The organism is Leifsonia sp. (assembly GCF_051955155.1).
Taxonomy (GTDB): Bacteria; Actinomycetota; Actinomycetes; order Actinomycetales; family Microbacteriaceae; genus Leifsonia.
Window position 1 is genome coordinate 1 of the sequence record NZ_JBQCGZ010000182.1, and the last position, 17351, is coordinate 17351.

Annotated in this window: 16 protein-coding genes; 14 read left to right on the top strand and 2 right to left on the bottom strand. The window is 72.6% G+C overall.

The genetic code is table 11. The features are described from left to right. Positions 1 to 254: 254 nt before the first annotated feature. From ACTHMF_RS19715 to ACTHMF_RS19775, 13 genes are all read left to right on the top strand, one after another. Positions 255 to 1058 carry a TrmH family RNA methyltransferase gene (locus tag ACTHMF_RS19715; RefSeq protein WP_440319970.1) on the top strand — a complete coding sequence of 268 codons (804 nt, stop codon included), beginning with the start codon at positions 255 to 257 and terminating at the stop codon, positions 1056 to 1058. A 124-nt stretch (positions 1059 to 1182) separates the two neighbouring features. Further along, entirely contained in the window at positions 1183 to 1566 is a 384-nt protein-coding gene (locus ACTHMF_RS19720) for an ArsR/SmtB family transcription factor (RefSeq protein ID WP_440319972.1), read from the top strand. Continuing rightward, the gene (locus ACTHMF_RS19725) at positions 1563 to 2642 is read left to right on the top strand and encodes an SRPBCC domain-containing protein (RefSeq protein ID WP_440319974.1); all 1080 of its coding nucleotides are present in this window, start codon (positions 1563 to 1565) and stop codon (positions 2640 to 2642) included. Before ACTHMF_RS19720 ends, ACTHMF_RS19725 begins: the two co-directional genes overlap by 4 nt. Positions 2643 to 2653: 11 nt before the next feature. Next, on the top strand, positions 2654 to 3694 hold the full coding sequence (gene pheS / locus ACTHMF_RS19730) for a phenylalanine--tRNA ligase subunit alpha (RefSeq protein ID WP_440319976.1): 1041 nt from the start codon (positions 2654 to 2656) through the stop codon (positions 3692 to 3694). Next, positions 3694 to 6237, top strand: coding sequence for a phenylalanine--tRNA ligase subunit beta (pheT, locus tag ACTHMF_RS19735; RefSeq protein ID WP_440319978.1), 2544 nt, complete (start codon positions 3694 to 3696; stop codon positions 6235 to 6237). Before pheS ends, pheT begins: the two co-directional genes overlap by 1 nt. A gap of 306 nt (positions 6238 to 6543) precedes the next feature. Further along, a complete protein-coding gene (gene argC / locus ACTHMF_RS19740) occupies positions 6544 to 7587 on the top strand; it encodes an N-acetyl-gamma-glutamyl-phosphate reductase (RefSeq protein ID WP_440319979.1) in 1044 nt (347 codons plus the stop codon). After that, on the top strand, positions 7584 to 8738 hold the full coding sequence (gene argJ / locus ACTHMF_RS19745) for a bifunctional glutamate N-acetyltransferase/amino-acid acetyltransferase ArgJ (protein WP_440319980.1): 1155 nt from the start codon (positions 7584 to 7586) through the stop codon (positions 8736 to 8738). Before argC ends, argJ begins: the two co-directional genes overlap by 4 nt. A gap of 19 nt (positions 8739 to 8757) precedes the next feature. Further along, positions 8758 to 9669, top strand: coding sequence for an acetylglutamate kinase (gene argB, locus ACTHMF_RS19750; protein ID WP_440319982.1), 912 nt, complete (start codon positions 8758 to 8760; stop codon positions 9667 to 9669). Further along, on the top strand, positions 9666 to 10868 hold the full coding sequence (locus tag ACTHMF_RS19755; protein ID WP_440319983.1) for an acetylornithine transaminase: 1203 nt from the start codon (positions 9666 to 9668) through the stop codon (positions 10866 to 10868). Before argB ends, ACTHMF_RS19755 begins: the two co-directional genes overlap by 4 nt. Positions 10869 to 10893: 25 nt before the next feature. After that, positions 10894 to 11838 carry an ornithine carbamoyltransferase gene (gene argF / locus ACTHMF_RS19760; protein ID WP_314147154.1) on the top strand — a complete coding sequence of 315 codons (945 nt, stop codon included), beginning with the start codon at positions 10894 to 10896 and terminating at the stop codon, positions 11836 to 11838. Continuing rightward, a complete protein-coding gene (argH, locus tag ACTHMF_RS19765) occupies positions 11835 to 13286 on the top strand; it encodes an argininosuccinate lyase (RefSeq protein ID WP_440319986.1) in 1452 nt (483 codons plus the stop codon). The genes argF and argH overlap by 4 nt, the downstream gene beginning before the upstream one ends. A 14-nt stretch (positions 13287 to 13300) precedes the next feature. Further along, complete coding sequence (locus ACTHMF_RS19770; RefSeq protein ID WP_440319988.1) at positions 13301 to 13930, top strand: DNA-3-methyladenine glycosylase; 630 nt, start codon at positions 13301 to 13303, stop codon at positions 13928 to 13930. A gap of 205 nt (positions 13931 to 14135) precedes the next feature. After that, positions 14136 to 14654, top strand: a complete 519-nt coding sequence (locus ACTHMF_RS19775; protein ID WP_440319989.1) for a prepilin peptidase — start codon at positions 14136 to 14138, stop codon at positions 14652 to 14654. A 5-nt stretch (positions 14655 to 14659) separates the two neighbouring features. Here ACTHMF_RS19775 and ACTHMF_RS19780 read toward each other — a convergent pair whose 3' ends face one another. Both ACTHMF_RS19780 and ACTHMF_RS19785 read right to left on the bottom strand, forming a co-directional pair. Beyond that, the gene (locus tag ACTHMF_RS19780) at positions 14660 to 15256 is read right to left on the bottom strand and encodes a hypothetical protein (protein ID WP_440319991.1); all 597 of its coding nucleotides are present in this window, start codon (positions 15254 to 15256) and stop codon (positions 14660 to 14662) included. Next, positions 15253 to 15912, bottom strand: coding sequence for a DNA-binding protein (locus tag ACTHMF_RS19785; protein ID WP_440319993.1), 660 nt, complete (start codon positions 15910 to 15912; stop codon positions 15253 to 15255). The genes ACTHMF_RS19780 and ACTHMF_RS19785 overlap by 4 nt, the downstream gene beginning before the upstream one ends. A 118-nt stretch (positions 15913 to 16030) precedes the next feature. Between ACTHMF_RS19785 and tyrS the strand changes: the two genes are divergently transcribed. After that, positions 16031 to 17344, top strand: a complete 1314-nt coding sequence (tyrS, locus tag ACTHMF_RS19790) for a tyrosine--tRNA ligase (RefSeq protein ID WP_440319995.1) — start codon at positions 16031 to 16033, stop codon at positions 17342 to 17344. Positions 17345 to 17351 lie beyond the last annotated feature (7 nt).

Sequence of the window (17351 nt, forward strand, 5' to 3'; positions counted from 1 at the left end):
CAACGACGTGCCCCTCGGGACCCGGACACGACGAAGCGGGCCCGGCCCGCCCACGGGGGTCCGGGGCGGCGGGGTGGGGGGGGGTGGGGGCGCCGAAGGGGGCGCGCGACGGGGCCCCCGGGGTGGCCGGGGCCGATTCGTCGGGTCGGGGTCCCGTGGGGCAGGTGGTGGTCGCTTTCGGGCGCAAAACGCGACAACGACGTGCCCCTCGATGGTGCCTGCGTCCGGACGAGGGCCGCCGATATGCTGATCCCATGCTTGACAACCCGCGCTCCCCGCGCGTCCGCGCCGTTGCGAAGCTTGCGAAGCGCTCCGCGCGCGCCGAGACCGGGCTGTTCCTCCTGGAGGGGCCGCAGGCGGTCTCCGAGGCGCTGCTGTTCCGGCCGGAGCTCGTGGTCGAGCTGTACGCGACCCCGACCGCGCTGGAGCGGTACCAGGACATCGCGCAGACGGCCGTCGAGGCCGGCGTCGACGTCGAGTTCGTCACCGAGCACGTGCTGGAGGCGATGGCGGACACCGTCACGCCGCAGGGCTTCGTCGCCGTGTGCCGGCAGTTCCCGACCTCGATCAAGGACATCTTCGCCGAGGGGCCGAAGCTGATCGCGGTGCTCGAGGAGGTGCGCGATCCCGGCAACGCGGGCACGATCATCCGTGCCGCCGACTCCGCGGGGGCCGACGCGGTCATCCTGAGCGGCCGGACCGTCGACCTCTACAACCCCCAGGTCGTGCGCTCGACCACCGGCTCGCTGTTCCACGTCCCCGTCGCCGTCGGCGCGGACCTTGCCGACGTCATCGGCCGCGCCCACTCCGCCGGGCTCGAGGTGCTCGCGGCGGACATCAAGGGCGAGGACCTGCTGACCGCCCGCCAGGAGGGGCTGCTCGCCCGCCCGACCGCGTGGGTGTTCGGCAACGAGGCGCACGGCCTCGACGACGCGCTGCTGGAGCTGGTCGACCGGGTCGTCACCGTCCCCATCTACGGCCGCGCCGAGTCCATGAACCTCGCGACCGCCGCCTCCGTCTGCCTCTACGAGTCCGCCTTCGCCCAGCGCTCCGCCTAACCCCGCCCGCCCAGCCCGCGAGCACAGGAGAAACGTCGCCCCGCGCGCGGATTCGCGACGTTTTTCGTGTGCTCGACGGCATAAAGGGTTGGTTATATAACGTGGGGCTGATATGGTGGGGGGCATGGATGCGTTGGAGGCCGTCGGAGACCCGGTGCGGCGTCGGTTCGTGGAGGCGCTGGCAGCGGGCGAGCGCACGGCGGGGGAGCTGGCCGGGCTCGCCGCGGACGAGTTCGGGATCACCCAGCCCGCGGCATCCCGGCATCTGAGGGTGCTGCGCGAGACCGGACTGGTCTCCGCGCGGGCGGACGGCGCGCTGCGCGTCTACGCACTGGAGCCGGACGCGCTCGCGGGCGCCGCTGCCTGGTTCGACGGGCTCGGCCCGTTCTGGGAGCAGCGACTGGACGCGCTCGGCACCGAGCTGGTGCGCGGCCGCCGCGAGCAGCAGCGGACCGCGACCGCGACGACCGTTGCGCCCGCCCCGACGCCGGGGAGGGCCGCCTCGTGAGCCTGTGGGGCGAGATCGCGCTGGACGGCGCCCGGCGCGTCGTGACGGTCGAGCGCGAGTACCCCGCCGGCCGCGCCGAGCTGTGGTCGGCGCTCACCGAGCCGCGCCGGCTGGAGCGCTGGATCGGCCGGTACACGGCGACGGACGACGGCTTCCGGCTGGAGATGGGCGGCCCCGGGACGGACGCGGTCGTCACCGGGCGGGTGCTCGCGTGCGAGCCGGAGCGGCGCATCCTGGTGAGCTGGCGGTTCAGCGGCGACGGCGAGAGAGAGGCCGACACCGAGCTGGAGGCGACGATCGCGGAGACGGCGGAGGGGCGCGTGCTCCTCACGCTCACGCACCGCCGCGTGCAGGCCGTCACCGCGTCCGTCTACGGCGCCGGCTGGCAAGACGTGCTCACCCACCTCGCCCGCGCGCTCGGCGCGGAGCGCAGCCCGCAGGACGTCGACGGCTACGCGGGCGAGGCGGCCGATCCGGCCGCGTTCGACGCCGCGCTTGGGGACTACCGCCGCAGCGAGGCGGCCCTCGTCGCCGGCGATCTGGACATCGTGGGCGACCGCGGCGGAGTGCGGCTGCGCCGTGTGCTCGACGCCCCTCCCGCCGCCGTGTGGGATGCGCTCACCCTGCCCGACCGGATCGGCCGCTGGCTGTGGCCGGTCGTGGAGTGGCCGGACGACCCCGCGCGCGAGCGCCGGGTCCGCCTCGGCGACGTGATGCGCCTCGGCGACGCGAACGTCGAGGGCGGCGTGCAGGAACTGGAGGTGCTCGCGCTGGAGTCGGAGCGGCACCTGCGCTTCTCGTGGGGCGACGCCGCGGTGAGCATCCGGCTCCAGGACGACGAGGACGGAACGCTCCTGACCCTGGTCCAGGACCCGATCGAAAGCGTCATGACATACGAAGGACACAGCGGCGCCGGGCGGTTGCGCTCGGCGCCCGACTTCGCGGCGGGATTGCACAGCCTGATCGACCAGCTGACCCTCCTGCTTTCGGGGCTGACCGTCCCGGAGCCCGACCGCCTCTGGGAGGCCGCGTACCTCGTCTACAGCGAGAGCCTGGCCCGCCCGCACGCCGACTAGACTGAGGAACCGTGTCTGAATCCACCGAAATCACCGAGAGCTCGGTCGAGGCGGCGGTCGCGGCGGCACTGGCCGCCATCGACGCCGCCGGCGACTCGGCGGCCCTGAAGGCCGTCCGTCACGAGCACACCGCGGAGGGCTCGCCGCTCGCGCGCCTGAACGCGAGCATCCGCTCCCTGCCCGGCGACCAGAAGGCCGCGGCCGGCAAGCTGGTCGGCGGCGCGCGCGGCCGGGTGAGCCAGGCGTTCGCGGCAAAGGAGGCCGAGATCGCGGCCGCGGAGGAGGCGGCACAGCTGGCGGCGGAGACGGTCGACGTCACCGCACTGCCCACTCGCTGGCACCCCGGCGCCCGGCATCCCATCAGCCTGCTGCAGGAGCGCATCGCCGACATCTTCGTCGGGATGGGCTGGCAGGTCGCGGAGGGCCCCGAGCTCGAGAGCGAGTGGTACAACTTCGACGCCCTCAACTTCGACGAGGACCACCCCGCCCGCGCCATGCAGGACACCTTCTTCGTCGAGCCGACGAACTCGCACCTGGTGCTGCGCACGCACACCTCCCCGGTGCAGCTGCGCGCCCTGCTCGGCGACGAGCTGCCGGTGTACCGCATCGCCCCCGGCCGGGTGTTCCGCACCGACGAGTTCGACGCGACGCACCTGCCGGTGTTCCACCAGACCGAGGGCATTGCGGTGGACAAGGGCCTGACGATGGCCCACCTGCGCGGCACTCTCGACCACTTCGCGAAGACGCTCTTCGGCGAGGGGGCCCGCGTGCGCCTGCGTCCCAACTACTTCCCCTTCACCGAGCCGAGCGCAGAGCTCGACCTCTGGCACCCGACCTTCAAGGGCGGCGCCCGCTGGATCGAGTGGGGCGGCTGCGGCATGGTGAACCCGAACGTGCTCCGCTCCGCGGGCATCGACCCGGACGTCTACTCCGGTTTCGCGTTCGGGATGGGCGTCGAACGGGCCCTGATGTTCCGGAACGACGTCAAAGACATGCGCGACATGGCCGAGGGCGATGTCCGCTTCTCCCAGCAGTTCGGAATGGTGGTCTGATGCGCGTCCCCCTGAGTTGGCTCGGCGAGTACGTCGACCTCGAGCCCGGAACCACGGCGGACGAGGTGCACGCCGCCCTGGTCTCGGTCGGTCTGGAGGAGGAGGACGTCCACACGTTCGAGATCTCCGGCCCGGTCGTCGTCGGCCAGGTGCTGGAGTTCGAGGAGGAGCCGCAGACCAACGGCAAGACGATCCGCTGGTGCCAGGTGCGCGTCGCGCCCGAGGGCCAGAAGGCGGCGGACGGCGGTCCCGACGTGCGCGGCATCGTCTGCGGCGCCCGAAACTTCCTGCGCGGCGACAAGGTCGTCGTGACCCTGCCGGGTTCCGTGCTGCCCGGTCCGTTCCCGATCGCGGCGCGCAAGACGTACGGCCACGTGTCCGACGGCATGATCGCCTCCGCGCGCGAGCTCGGCCTCGGCGACGACCACGAGGGCATCCTGCGGCTGACCACGCTCGGGCTCGACCCCGAGGTGGGCACCGACGCCATCGCGCTGCTCGGCCTGGACGACACCGCCGTCGAGGTGAACGTGACGCCGGACCGCGGCTACGCGTTCTCCATCCGCGGCATCGCCCGCGAGTACTCGCACGCCACCGGCGCCGCCTTCCGCGACCCCGCGGACGCGGTCACCGTGCACGCCGCCGGGGCGCACGCGCACGGCTTCAGCGTGACCATCGACGACCGCGCGCCGATCCGCGGCCGCGTGGGCGCGAGCGTGTTCGTCACGCGCGTCGTCCGCGACGTCGACGGCACCCGCCCGACGCCGCCGTGGATGGTCGCACGGCTCAAGCTCGCCGGCATCCGCTCCATCTCGCTGATCGTGGACATCACCAACTACGTGATGCTCGAGCTCGGCCAGCCGATCCACGGCTACGACCTGGACGCGCTCAGCGGCGGGATCGTCGTCCGCCGGGCGCACGACGGCGAGACGCTCGTCACGCTCGACGACCAGACCCGCGCGCTGCACGCCGAGGACCTGCTCATCACCGACGAGTCCGGGGCCATCGGCCTGGCCGGCGTGATGGGCGGAGCATCGACGGAGATCAGCCCGCAGACCCGCAACGTGCTCATCGAGGCCGCGAACTTCGACCCGGTGTCGATCGCGCGCACCGCGCGCAGGCACAAGCTGCCGAGCGAGGCGTCCAAGCGCTTCGAGCGCGGCGTCGACCCGCGCGTCGCCGTCGCCGCGGCGGCCCGGGTCGTGCAGCTGCTGGAGCAGCTGGCCGGCGGCCACGCCGACGAACTCGGCTCGCTGCACGACGCGGCGCAGCAGGCGGAGGCCATCCGGCTCCCCGAGGGCTACATCCAGGGCCTGGTCGGCGCCGACTTCACCGACGACGAGGTGCGCGGTGCGCTCGCCGAGATCGGCGGGACGGTCACCGACGGCGACGGTGCGCTGCTCGTCGTCCCGCCGAGCTGGCGTCCCGACCTGACCGACAAGTCGGACCTGGCGGAGGAGGTCGCCCGCATCGTCGGGTTCGACCGCATCCCGTCCGTCCTGCCCGTCGCTCCTCCCGGCCGCGGCCTGACCCGCGAGCAGAAGCTGCGCCGCGCGGTCGCGCAGATGCTCGCCGACAACGGCTCCACCGAGGTGCTCGCCTTCCCGTTCGTCAGCGAGCGCGAGAACGACCTGTTCGGCTCGCCGGAGGCGGGCGGCGTCCCCGCCGTGCGCCTGGCGAACGCGCTGGATGCGACGGCGCCGTACCTGCGCACCTCGCTGCTGCCCGGGCTGCTGGAGATCGCCAAGCGCAACCTCGCGCGCGGACTGGTCGACCTGAACGTGTACGAGCTCGGCACGGTGTTCCGCCCGGCCGGCGCCGTGCTCGGCAGCGAGACGCTGCCGCCCGGCGCGGTGCTCCCGAGCGACGAGACGCTCGCCGGGCTGAACGCGGGCATCCCCGCTCAGCCGCGCCATCTCGCCGGCCTCGTCGTCGGCAACGCGGTGCCGAAGGAGCCGGGTCAGGCGCCCGTCCCCGCCGGCCTCGCCGACGCGCTGACGATGGTCCGTCAGACCGCGACCGCGGCCGGCCTCGCGATCGAGTTCGTGCAGAGCCGCCACCAGGCGCTCCACCCGGGCCGCACCGCGCAGCTGGTCGCCCTCGGCGGCGACGGGGCGCGGACGGTCGTCGGCTACGCGGGCGAGCTGCTGCCGGCGCTGGTCGAGGAGCTCGACCTGCCGCGCGTGGTCGCGGTGTTCGAGCTGGACCTGGATGCGCTGATCGCGGTCGCGCCGTCGGACATCGTCGCCGGTACGATCGCCGGGTTCCCCGCCGCCACGCAGGACCTGTCGCTCGTGGTGCCGGAGGAGGTCCACGCCGGCGACGTGCTGCGCGCGGTGCGCGAGGGCGCCGGTGCGCTCCTGGAGGACATCCGGCTCGTCGACGACTACCGCGGCGCGGGCATCCCCGCCGCGCACAAGAGCCTGACGTTCGCGCTGCGCTTCCGCGCCGACGACCGCACGCTCACGGCGGCGGAGGCCAGCGAGGCCAAGCTCGCCGGCGCCGCCGTCGCCGCCGACCGCTTCGGCGCCGCCATCCGCGAGTAGCCCCCGGCCTCCCAGAACCCGGCTCCCGGGGCCGCCGAGCACAGGAAAACCGCCGCGAATCACGCCGATCCGCGACGGTTTTCCTGTGCTCGGCGGCTGAAGGCAGAGCCCCGGGGTGACGTCGCCGATTTGGCGGCGGGCGGGGCCGGGGCTGTAGGGTTGCTGCATGCTTATCGTCGGCCGCACCGTTCTGCGCCGACGCCTGCGCGACCGCCGAATCTAGGCGGCGCTCGGGCGACCCCTCGTGGGCCGGACGTGGGCGCCGCCGTCGCCGGTCCCCTGTCGTCCACTCATCAAGGAACAAGCATGACTTTCTCGGTTGCCGTCGCCGGCGCCTCCGGGTATGCGGGCGGCGAGCTGCTGCGCATCCTCGCCGACCATCCCGATTTCGAGGTGCGCACCGTCACCGCGCACCAGAACGCCGGCCACCCGCTCATCGCCCACCAGCCGCACCTGCGCTCGCTCGCCCACCTGACGCTCGTCGAGAGCACGCCGGAGGGCCTGGCCGGCCACGACGTCGTCTTCCTCGCGCTGCCGCACGGCGCCTCCGGCGCGATCGCCGCGACCCTCCCCGAGGACACCCTCGTGGTCGACTGCGGCGCGGATCACCGCCTCGAGGACCCGGCCGACTGGGCAGCGTTCTACGGCGGCGAGCACCACGGCTCGTGGGCGTACGGCGTCCCCGAGCTGCTCACCGCATCCGGCAAGCAGCGCGAGCGGCTCGCGGGCGTGAGAAGGATCGCCGCCCCCGGCTGCAACGCCAGCGCCGTCTCGCTCGCCCTCGCCCCGGGAATCCGCGCCGGGATCGTGGAGGAGCAGGACATCGTCGCCGTGCTCGCCGTCGGCCCCTCCGGCGCCGGCAAGTCGCTGAAGACCATGTACCTCGCGAGCGAGATCCTCGGCTCGGCGAACCCGTACGCGGTCGGCGGGACGCATCGGCACATCCCGGAGATCCAGCAGAACCTGCGGGTCGCCGGCGCGAGCGCGCCGACCCTGTCGTTCACTCCGGTGCTCGTTCCGATGTCCCGCGGCATCCTCGCCACCTCGACCGCGCGCGTGAAGCCCGGCGTGACCGCCGCGCAGGTGCAGGCGGCCTGGGAGGACGCGTACGCGGGGGAGCCGTTCGTGCAGGTCCTTCCCGCCGGCGTCGTCCCGCGCACCGCCGACGTCCTCGGAGCCAACACCGTCCTGATCGGCGTCGCACTCGACGAGGCTGCGGGGCGCGTCGTCACCGTCCTCGCGATCGACAACCTCTACAAGGGGACCGCGGGCGCCGCCATCCAGTCCGCCAACATCGCCCTGGGTCTGAACGAGACCGCGGGCCTTTCCGTGAATGGAGTCGCGCCGTGAGCGTCACCGCAGCCAAGGGATTCTCCGCCGCCGGCGTCGTCGCCGGCCTGAAGTCGAGCGGCAAGCGCGACCTCGCGCTCGTCCACAACCGCGGCCCGCTGACCGCAGCGGCCGCCGTCTTCACCACCAACCGCTGCAAGGCCAACCCGGTGCTCTGGAGCGAGCAGGTGATCGCCGACGGCGTCGTCTCCGCCATCGTGCTGAACTCCGGCGGCGCCAACTGCTACACCGGCGCGCAGGGCTTCCAGACCACGCACGCGACGGCGGAGGCGGTCGGCGAGGCGCTCGGCGTCTCGGCGGGCGACGTGCTCGTCTGCTCGACCGGCTTGATCGGCGACCAACTGGACCTCGGCAAGCTCACCTCCGGCGTGACCGCCGCGGCTGGCGCCCTCGCCGGGGACGCCGGGCTCGGCGCCGCCGAGGCGATCATGACGACGGACACCCGCCCCAAGCAGGCCGAGCGGCGCTCCGCCGCGGGCTGGACCGTCGGCGGGATGGCGAAGGGCGCGGGGATGCTCGCGCCGGGCCTCGCGACGATGCTCGTCGTCATCACGACGGACGCCGTCCTCGACTCCGCCCAGCTGGACGCCGCTCTGCGGTCGGCGACCAGGGTCACCTTCGACCGGCTCGACTCCGACGGCTGCATGTCCACCAACGACACGGTCGCGCTGCTCGGCTCCGGCGCGAGCGGCGTGACGCCGGACGCGGACGAGTTCACGCTCCTGCTCACGGAGGTCTGCCGCGACCTGGCGAGCCAGCTGCAGCAGGATGCGGAGGGCGCGTCGCACGACGTGACGATCGAGGTCGTGAACGCGCACAGCGAGGACGACGCGGTGACCGTCGGCCGCGCCGTCTCCCGGTCCAACCTGTTCAAGGCCGCGATCTTCGGCAACGACCCCAACTGGGGCCGCGTCCTGGCCGCCGTCGGCACCACCGACGCCGTGTTCGACCCGTACGGCATCGACGTCGCGATCAACGGCGTCCAGGTGTGCACGGCGGGAGAGCCCGACCAGCCGCGCGACCTCGTCGACCTGACGCCGCGCGCCGTGCACGTGCTCATCGACCTGCACGCGGGCGAGGAGACGGCAGCGATCCTCACCAACGACCTGACCCACGACTACGTGCACGAGAACAGTGCATACTCCAGCTGAGATGACGAGCCCTGCACCGATGCCAACGACCCCCGACGACGACGAGACGGTGGAGCGCGACGCCGCCGCCGCGAAGGCAGCGACCCTCATCGAGTCGCTGCCGTGGCTGAAGACGTTCCACGACCGCATCATCGTCGTGAAGTTCGGCGGGAACGCGATGGTCAGCGAGGAGCTGCAGCGCACCTTCGCCGAGGACATGGTCTACCTGCGCTACGCGGGCCTGCGTCCCGTCGTCGTGCACGGCGGCGGCCCGCAGATCTCCGCGATGCTCGACCGGCTCGGCATCGAGAGCGAGTTCCGCGGCGGCTACCGCGTGACGACGCCGGAGGCGATGGATGTCGTCCGGATGGTGCTGACCGGCCAGATCAACCGCGACATCGTCGGGAACATCAACAAGCACGGGCCGCTCGCCGCCGGTCTCTCCGGCGAGGACGCCGGGCTCTTCCAGGGTCGCAAGCGCGGCGCCGTCGTGGACGGCGTCGAGGTCGATCTCGGCCTGGTCGGCGACGTGGTCGGCGTGAGCCCGGAGGCGGTGCTCGCGCAGATCGACGCGGGCCGCATCCCCGTCGTCTCCTCGATCGCGCCCGACCTGGACGAGCCGGGCCAGACGCTGAACGTGAACGCGGACGCGGCGGCGGCGGCGCTCGCCGTGGCGCTCGGGGCGGCCAAGCTGGTCATCCTGACCGACGTCGCCGGCCTCTACAGCGACTGGCCGAACCGCGACTCCCTGCTCTCCAAGATCGCCGCGGAGGAGCTGCGCGAGCTGCTGCCCAGCCTCGAGTCCGGGATGATCCCGAAGATGGCCGCGTGCCTGGACGCCGTGGACGGCGGAGTGCCGAAGGCGGCCATCATCGACGGTCGGGTGCCGCACTCGATCCTGCTCGAGGTGTTCACCCAGTCGGGGATCGGAACGGAGGTGGCGCGGGCATGAGCGCGCAGAGCAACACGTCAGGCGAGTGGAAGCCGCGGTTCGGCGATGCGATGATGCGCACGCTGGCCACGCCCAAGCTGATGCTCGCGCGCGGCGAGGGCTGCCGCGTCTGGGACGTCGACGGCAACGAGTACCTCGACTTCCTGGCCGGCATCGCCGTGAACTCGCTCGGGCACGCGCATCCCGCGCTGGTGGATGCGGTGAGCGCGCAGGTCGCGACGCTCGCGCACGTGTCCAACTACTTCTCCACCGCGCCCCAGCTAGAGCTCGCCGAGCGGCTGCGCCGGATCACCGGGGCGGGCGAGCGAGGCAGGGTCCTGTTCGGCAACTCCGGTGCAGAGGCGAACGAGGCGGCCTTCAAGCTGGCCAGGCTGAACCGCGGCGCGAACGGCAAGCGCACGCGCGTGCTCGCCCTGCACAACGCGTTCCACGGCCGCACGATGGGCTCGCTCGCGCTCACCGGCAAGCCGCCGATGCGCGAGGCGTTCGAGCCGCTCCCCGGCGGCGTCGAGCACATCGACTCCACGATCGCCGCCCTGGAGGCGGCGATCGACGACCGCGTCGCCGCGCTCTTCGTCGAGCCGATCAAGGGCGAGGCCGGCGTCCTCGACCTGCCGGACGGGTTCCTGCGCCGGGCGCGCGAGCTCACCGAGCAGCACGGCGTCCTCCTCATCCTGGACGAGATCCAGACCGGCGTCGGCCGCACCGGCCGCTGGTTCGCCTACCAGCACGAGGGCATCCTGCCGGACGCCGTGACGGTCGCGAAGGGCATCGCCGGTGGTGTCCCGATCGGCGCGCTCGTGACCTTCGGCTGGGCGTCCGACCTGTTCACCCAGGGCCAGCACGGCTCCACCTTCGGCGGCAACCCGCTCGCCACCGCGGCCGGCAACGCCGTGCTCGCCGAGATCGAGCGCGCCGGCCTAGTGGAGAACGCCGCGCGCCGCGGCGAGGAGCTGCGCGCGATCATCCGGTCCTACGACTCGCCGCTGATCGGCGACGTCCGCGGAGCCGGCCTGCTGCTCGGCATCGGCCTCACCGACGGCGAGGCGCACCGGCTCTCCGACGCCGCTCTCGCCCAGGGGCTCATCATCAACGCGCCCAACGAGTCCAGCATCCGGCTCGCGCCCCCGCTCATCGTCGGCGACGCCGAGCTCGCGGAGTTCCGCGACCGCTTCGGCCGCGCGCTCGCCGCCCTCTGACCTCTCCCCACCTCGAAAGGCCACAATGACCAGGCACTTCCTCCGCGACGACGATCTGAGCCCCGCCGAGCAGGCGGAGGTCCTCGACCTCGCAGCTCGCCTCAAGCGCGACCGCTTCGCCCTGAGCCCGCTTCGGGGACCGCAGACCGTCGCGCTGATCATGGACAAGCCGACGCTGCGCACCCAGACCTCCTTCTCCGTCGGCGTCGCCGAGCTGCAGGGCTCGCCGTTCCTCGTGGACGGCACGAAGGCGCAGATCGGCACGCGCGAGTCGGTGCCGGACGTGGCACGCATCATCGGCCGCCAGGTCGCCGCGATCGTCTGGCGGACGTTCGCGCAGACCGACCTCGAGACGATGGCCGAGTACGCCGGCGTCCCGGTCGTGAACGCGCTGACGGACGAGTTCCACCCCTGCCAGATCCTCGCCGACCTCCTCACCGTGCGCGAGCACAAGGGCGGCACGGAGGGCCTGACGCTGAGCTTCTTCGGCGACGGCGCGAGCAACATGGCGCACTCCTACCTGCTCGGCGGCGTCACCGCGGGGATGCACGTGCGGATCGCCGCGCCCGCCGGCTACCTGCCGGAGAAGGCCATCGTCGCCGACGCCGAGGCGATCGCGGCCGGCACCGGTGGTTCCGTCCTGGTGACCGAGGACGCCGCGGAGGCCGCGCGCGACGCGGACGTGATGATCACCGACACCTGGGTGTCGATGGGCAAGGAGAGCGAGAAGGCCGAGCGCGTCGCCGTCTTCGGTGGCTACACCGTGGACGCGGAGCTGATGGGCCGCGCCAAGCCGGACGCCGTCTTCCTGCACTGCCTGCCGGCCTACCGTGGCCTGGAGGTGAGCGCCGACGTGCTCGACGGGCCGCAGTCCGTCATCTGGGACGAGGCGGAGAACCGCCTGCACGCGCAGAAGGCCGTCCTGGCCTGGCTGCTGGAGAAGAACGTGACGGAAGGGAGCGCGGCGTGAGCGGCGAGAGCGGGGTCGGCCGCACCGACGAGGGCAAGCTCTGGGGAGCCCGGTTCGCGGGCGGTCCGTCGCCGGAGCTGGCGCTGCTGAGCAAGTCCACGCACTTCGACTGGGCGCTCGCGGGGTACGACATCGCCGGCTCGCGCGCGCACGCCAAGGGGCTGGCCGCGGCGGGTTACCTGACCGACGAGGAGCTCGCCGGCATGCTCGCCGCCCTCGACCGGCTGGAGCGGGACGTGGAGTCCGGCGCGTTCGTCGCCGCCGAGACCGACGAGGACGTGCACGGGGCGCTGGAGCGCGGCCTCATCGAGCGCGCGGGCGCCGAGCTCGGCGGCAAGCTGCGCGCCGGCCGGTCCCGCAACGACCAGATCGCGACGCTCGTGCGGATGTACCTGCGCGACCACGCCGGCGTCATCGCCGAGCGCCTGATCGCGCTGGTGGACGCCATCGCCGCGCAGGCGGACGCGCATCCCGCCGCGATCCTCCCCGGCCGCACCCACCTGCAGCACGCGCAGCCCGTGCTGCTCGCCCACCATCTGCTCGCGCACTGCTGGCCGCTCGTTCGCGACCTGGAACGCCTGATCGACTGGGACCGCCGCGCCGATGTCTCGCCGTACGGGGCGGGAGCACTCGCCGGGTCGACGCTCGGCCTCGACCCGCTGCTGGTGGCACGCGAGCTGGGCTTCGCCGCGAGCTCGGAGAACTCGATCGACGGCACCGCCGCGCGCGACGTGGTCGCGGAGTTCGCGTTCGTCGCCGCCCAGATCGGGGTGGACCTGTCCCGCTTCGCCGAGGAGATCATCCTCTGGAACACGCGCGAGTTCGGCTTCGTCAAGCTCGACGACTCCTACTCGACCGGGTCCTCGATCATGCCGCAGAAGAAGAATCCGGACATCGCCGAGCTCGCCCGCGGCAAGTCCGGCCGGCTGATCGGCAACCTCACCGGCCTGCTGACCACCCTGAAGGGCCTTCCGCTGGCATACAACCGCGATTTGCAGGAGGACAAGGAGCCGGTCTTCGACTCCGTGCAGACGCTCGAGGTGCTGCTGCCCGCCTTCACCGGGATGGTCGCCACCCTGCGCTTCCACACCGACCGGATGGCCGAGCTCGCCCCGCAGGGGTTCTCGCTCGCCACGGACGTCGCCGAGTGGCTGGTCAAGCAGCACGTCCCGTTCCGGAACGCCCACGAGATCACCGGCAGCCTGGTGCGCTTCGCCGAGGACAACGGGCTGGAGCTGCACGAGGTCTCCGATGAGCAGCTGGCCGCGATCGACCCGCTGCTGATCCCTGAGGTGCGCAGCGTGCTCACCGTCGAGGGCTCGGTGGCGAGCCGTGCCGGCGCGGGCGGCACCGCGCCGGACCGCGTGCAGGAGCAGCTCGCGGCGCTGACGGAGCGGGTGCGCGCGATCACGGGCGCGCTCGCCACGACGCGACGGGACCTGGTCTGACGACCGGCCCCGAGGTGACGCTCTACCGGCCAGAGCGCGACGCATTCCTGGCGTCGTCGCTCGAGGTCGCCCCGAAGCTGCTCGGCGCCGTGCTGCGGCACGAGTCGCCCGAGGGGCCGGTCGCCATCCGGATCACCGAGGTGGAGGCGTACATCGGCGACGGGCTGGATCCCGGCTCGCACGCCTTCCGCGGCCGGACGAAGCGGAACGCGGTGATGTACGGCGAGCCCGGCCACCTGTACGCGTACTTCACCTACGGGATGCACGTCTGCGCCAACGTGGTGTGCTCGCCGGAGGGGGAGGCGTCGGCGGTGCTGCTGCGCGCGGGCGAGGTCGTCGAGGGCGAGGAGCTCGCGGCGCACCGGCGGTCGGGCGCGACCGGCCGCAGCATCCCGCACCGCGACCTGGCGCGCGGGCCGGCCCGGCTCGTCGTCGCGGCGGGTCTCAGCCTCGCCGACGACGGCGCCGACCTCTTCGGGGGCGCGCTGCAGCTGCTGCTGCCTGCCGTCCAGGCGGAGTACGCGACCGGTCCGCGCACCGGCGTCTCCGGCGCCGGCGGCGGCACGGCGTTCCCGTGGCGGTACTGGCTGCCGGGCGACCCGACGGTCTCGCCGTACAAACGGCATCCGAAGTCGCACGACTGAGCCGCGCGTTCGGTCCGGAACGGAGGACATCACCGCCGATCGGGTGGCAGGACGCCTCCCTGTCCCGCATTTCACGGCGTGTTGCGCCGAGGATCCTCCCTCCTCAACGACACGGGAGAAGGGGACACTCTCCACAGATCTCGGATCGGGCCGTGGCCGGCCGCGCTCTGGCGCTACGTTCGACTCCGGATCGAGAGGAGACGGCATGGAATGGGCAGAGTCGGGCGGTGCGAGTGCCATCATCAGCGCTCTGACGTTCGCGCACCTGGCCGTCGCCAGCGTCCGCCTGGCCCGGATCGACCTGCGCAGCAACATCCTTCCCAACGCGATCGTCGTCCCGGCGTTTCTCGTCGGGGCGCTTGGCCTGACTGCGTCGGCGCTGCTCGCCGCAGCGCCGGGCCGGCTGGCCGTCGCGGGAGCGGGCGCCGTCGGGATGTTCGGGGTCTACCTGGTGCTGGCGCTGGGACCGGGAGGCATGGGGTACGGCGACGTGAAGCTCGCGGGCGTCCTCGGGCTCCACCTGGGGTATCTCGGCTGGATGCCGCTGGTGGTCGGCGCGACCGCCGCGTTCGTGCTCGGCGGCTGCTACGCCGCGCTGCTGCTGGCCGCACGCCGCGCGACCGGCGCCACCGGCATTCCGTTCGGGCCCTGGATGCTGGCGGGCGCGTGGGCGGCCGTCCTGGCCACGCCGATTCTCTTGTCGCCGCCTCTCGATTCCGGGTGAACTGCTCAGCCGGCGAAGCGGAAGATTCCGGCGCAGACGCACGCCCAGACGATGCTGACCAGCGTTCCGATGATGAACCGCTCCCTGGCCTCCGGCGCCTCCAGCTCGGTGAACCGGCCGAGGCCCTTGATCGCGATGAGCACGCCGAGCGCCTCCGGGAAGCCGGCCATGATCGCGCCGGTGGTGGCGAAGCGTTCCAGGAAGCCGATCGTCATGCCGCCGCGGAGAACCTCGCGGGTCTCCTCGGCTCCGCTCACCCTGTCGTGCACCACGATGCCGCCGTGCGCGCCAGGCACCGAGGTGCTGCGGGTGGCCAGCGCCAGCACCAGCTGGGCGGCCGGGCCTCCGCCGAGCACGCTGAGGGTGAGCACGACGATGCCGATCAGGACGCGGTAGACGACCGGTGCGGGATGCTGCGGCAGCGCCGCGAGCACGAAGGCGAGCGCGAGCAGGCCGACCGCGACGTACACGAGCGGGCGGCGCGGGGTGCGCAGTGTCGCGACGATGCAGCACACCGCCGCGATCGTGAGTGTGAGCGTGAGGCCCCAGATCGCGAACGGCGCGATCTGGGCGAGGATCGAGGGAAGGGGCAGCAGGGTCATCCGTCCTCCGTCCGACGGTCGGCGTCCGCGCCGGCGGCCTGGGCGGCGTCGGCGTTCTGCAACAGCCTAGTCAGGGCGGGATGCGCCGCCAGCTCGACGCGCAGCGCGGCCGCGCGGGCGCGGTCGCTCGCCGACTGCGGGGTGATACCGAGCCTGGCGCCTGCCTCGGCCTGCGTGAGGCCGGACGTCACCAGGTCGTACAGCTCCCAGCCGGCGTCGCTCCGGGAGGCGCGGATGGCGAGCAGCAGGCCGAGGAGTGCCTCGGCGTCCTCGCCGGACTGCGGCTCGGCGACCGCCTCGCACGCGAAGCGGCCGGGCGTGCGCTTCGCCCTGGTTACGGCGGACCGGGCGGCGACGAACGCGTCCCCCGCCGCCTCCCTGGTGTTGCGGGGCAGCGGGAGCCGCACCGAGCCGATGCCGAGCCCGACGCTCCACTCGTCGCTCCTGGTCAGGTCGAGGACGAGGGCGAGGGCCGTCGCGGCGTCCGCGGTGAGCGCCTGCAGCTCGTCGCCGGCGTTGCGGTCGACGGGCAGGGCGAGGCGCTCGCCGTAGCGCTCGTCGAGGCGGGCCTGCACGCTGCCGACGATGTCCGGCCGGGTGCGGCTGCCGACCTGGTCGGCGGTGATCACGAACATCGTCTGCGGCTCCTCTCCCATCAGGATTCGCTGCCTGATGTAGACGGTATCAGGTCATGACGCCTGATTCAACCTACATCAGGCCTACAAGCCTTATCTCTGGCGCGGCCCCGATGGGCTCCGCTGATACTCTGTCGGGGTGTCCGATACCGCCTCCACCGAACAGCGTCTCCGTGCCCAGAGCAACGACCCGTCCTTCGACGACGTCTGGGACGAGCTGCAGTGGCGCGGGCTCATCCACGTCTCCACGGATGAGGCCGACCTCAAGCAGCTCCTGGCGGGGGAGCCGGTCACGTATTACTGCGGTTTCGACCCGACGGCGCCCAGCCTGCACCTCGGCAACCTCGTCCAGCTCCTGACCATGCGCCGGCTCCAGCTGGCCGGCCACCGGCCGCTCGGTCTGGTCGGCGGCTCCACCGGCCTCATCGGCGACCCCAAGCCGACCGCGGAGCGCACGCTGAACACCAAGGAGACCGTCGTCGAGTGGGTCGGCTACCTGCAGCAGCAGGTCACCCGGTTCCTCTCCGCCGAGGGCGACAACGCGGTGCGTCTGGTCAACAACCTGGACTGGACGGCGCCGATGTCCGCCATCGACTTCCTCCGCGAGATCGGCAAGCACTTCCGGGTGGGCGCCATGCTCAAGAAGGACGCCGTCTCCGCGCGCCTGAACTCCGACGAGGGCATCTCGTACACCGAGTTCAGCTACCAGATCCTGCAGGGCATGGACTACCTGGAGCTCTACCGCCAGTACGGCTGCGTGCTGCAGACCGGCGGCAGCGACCAGTGGGGCAACCTCACCAGCGGAACCGACCTGATCCGCAAGGTCGAGGGCGCGCACGTGCACGCCATCGGGACCCCGCTGATCACGAACAGCGACGGCACCAAGTTCGGCAAGAGCGAGGGCAACGCCGTCTGGCTCGACCCCGCGCTCACCAGCCCGTACGCCATGTACCAGTTCTGGCTGAACACCGACGACGCGGACGTCGTCGCCCGGCTGAAGGTGTTCACGTTCCTGCACCGCGACGAGATCGAGCGCCTGGAGCGCGCGGTCGCCGACGAGCCGTTCCGGCGGGAGGCCCAGCGCCGCCTCGCCTACGAGGTGACCAGCCTCGTCCACGGCGCGGAGGCGACCGAGGCGGTCATCGCCGCGTCCGAGGCGCTGTTCGGCCAGGGCGACCTGGAGGGCCAGGACCGGGCGACCATCGAGGCCGCCTTGCGCGAGCTGCCGAACACGACGACGGCCGCGTCCACCACGATCGCCCAGGCGCTCGTGGACACCGGGCTCACCAAGAGCCTCGGCGAGTCCAGGCGCGCGGTCGCCCAGGGCGGCGTGTACGCGAACAACGCGAAGATCGACGACGCAGACGCGGCGGTCGGCGACGTTCTGCTCCCCGGCGGCACGGTCGTGCTGCGACGCGGCAAGAAGACCCTGGCCGGCGTGTTCGTCGAGTAGGGTGACC

Coding starts and splice junctions, on each gene's coding strand:
- pheT (WP_440319978.1), top strand. CDS start 3,694: ATGCGCGTCCCCCTGAGTTGGCTCGGCGAGTACGTCGACCTCGAGCCC.
- argF (WP_314147154.1), top strand. CDS start 10,894: ATGACCAGGCACTTCCTCCGCGACGACGATCTGAGCCCCGCCGAGCAG.
- ACTHMF_RS19755 (WP_440319983.1), top strand. CDS start 9,666: ATGAGCGCGCAGAGCAACACGTCAGGCGAGTGGAAGCCGCGGTTCGGC.
- ACTHMF_RS19780 (WP_440319991.1), bottom strand. CDS start 15,256: ATGACCCTGCTGCCCCTTCCCTCGATCCTCGCCCAGATCGCGCCGTTC.
- ACTHMF_RS19720 (WP_440319972.1), top strand. CDS start 1,183: ATGGATGCGTTGGAGGCCGTCGGAGACCCGGTGCGGCGTCGGTTCGTG.
- argB (WP_440319982.1), top strand. CDS start 8,758: ATGCCAACGACCCCCGACGACGACGAGACGGTGGAGCGCGACGCCGCC.
- ACTHMF_RS19775 (WP_440319989.1), top strand. CDS start 14,136: ATGGAATGGGCAGAGTCGGGCGGTGCGAGTGCCATCATCAGCGCTCTG.
- ACTHMF_RS19715 (WP_440319970.1), top strand. CDS start 255: ATGCTTGACAACCCGCGCTCCCCGCGCGTCCGCGCCGTTGCGAAGCTT.
- ACTHMF_RS19785 (WP_440319993.1), bottom strand. CDS start 15,912: ATGGGAGAGGAGCCGCAGACGATGTTCGTGATCACCGCCGACCAGGTC.
- argC (WP_440319979.1), top strand. CDS start 6,544: ATGACTTTCTCGGTTGCCGTCGCCGGCGCCTCCGGGTATGCGGGCGGC.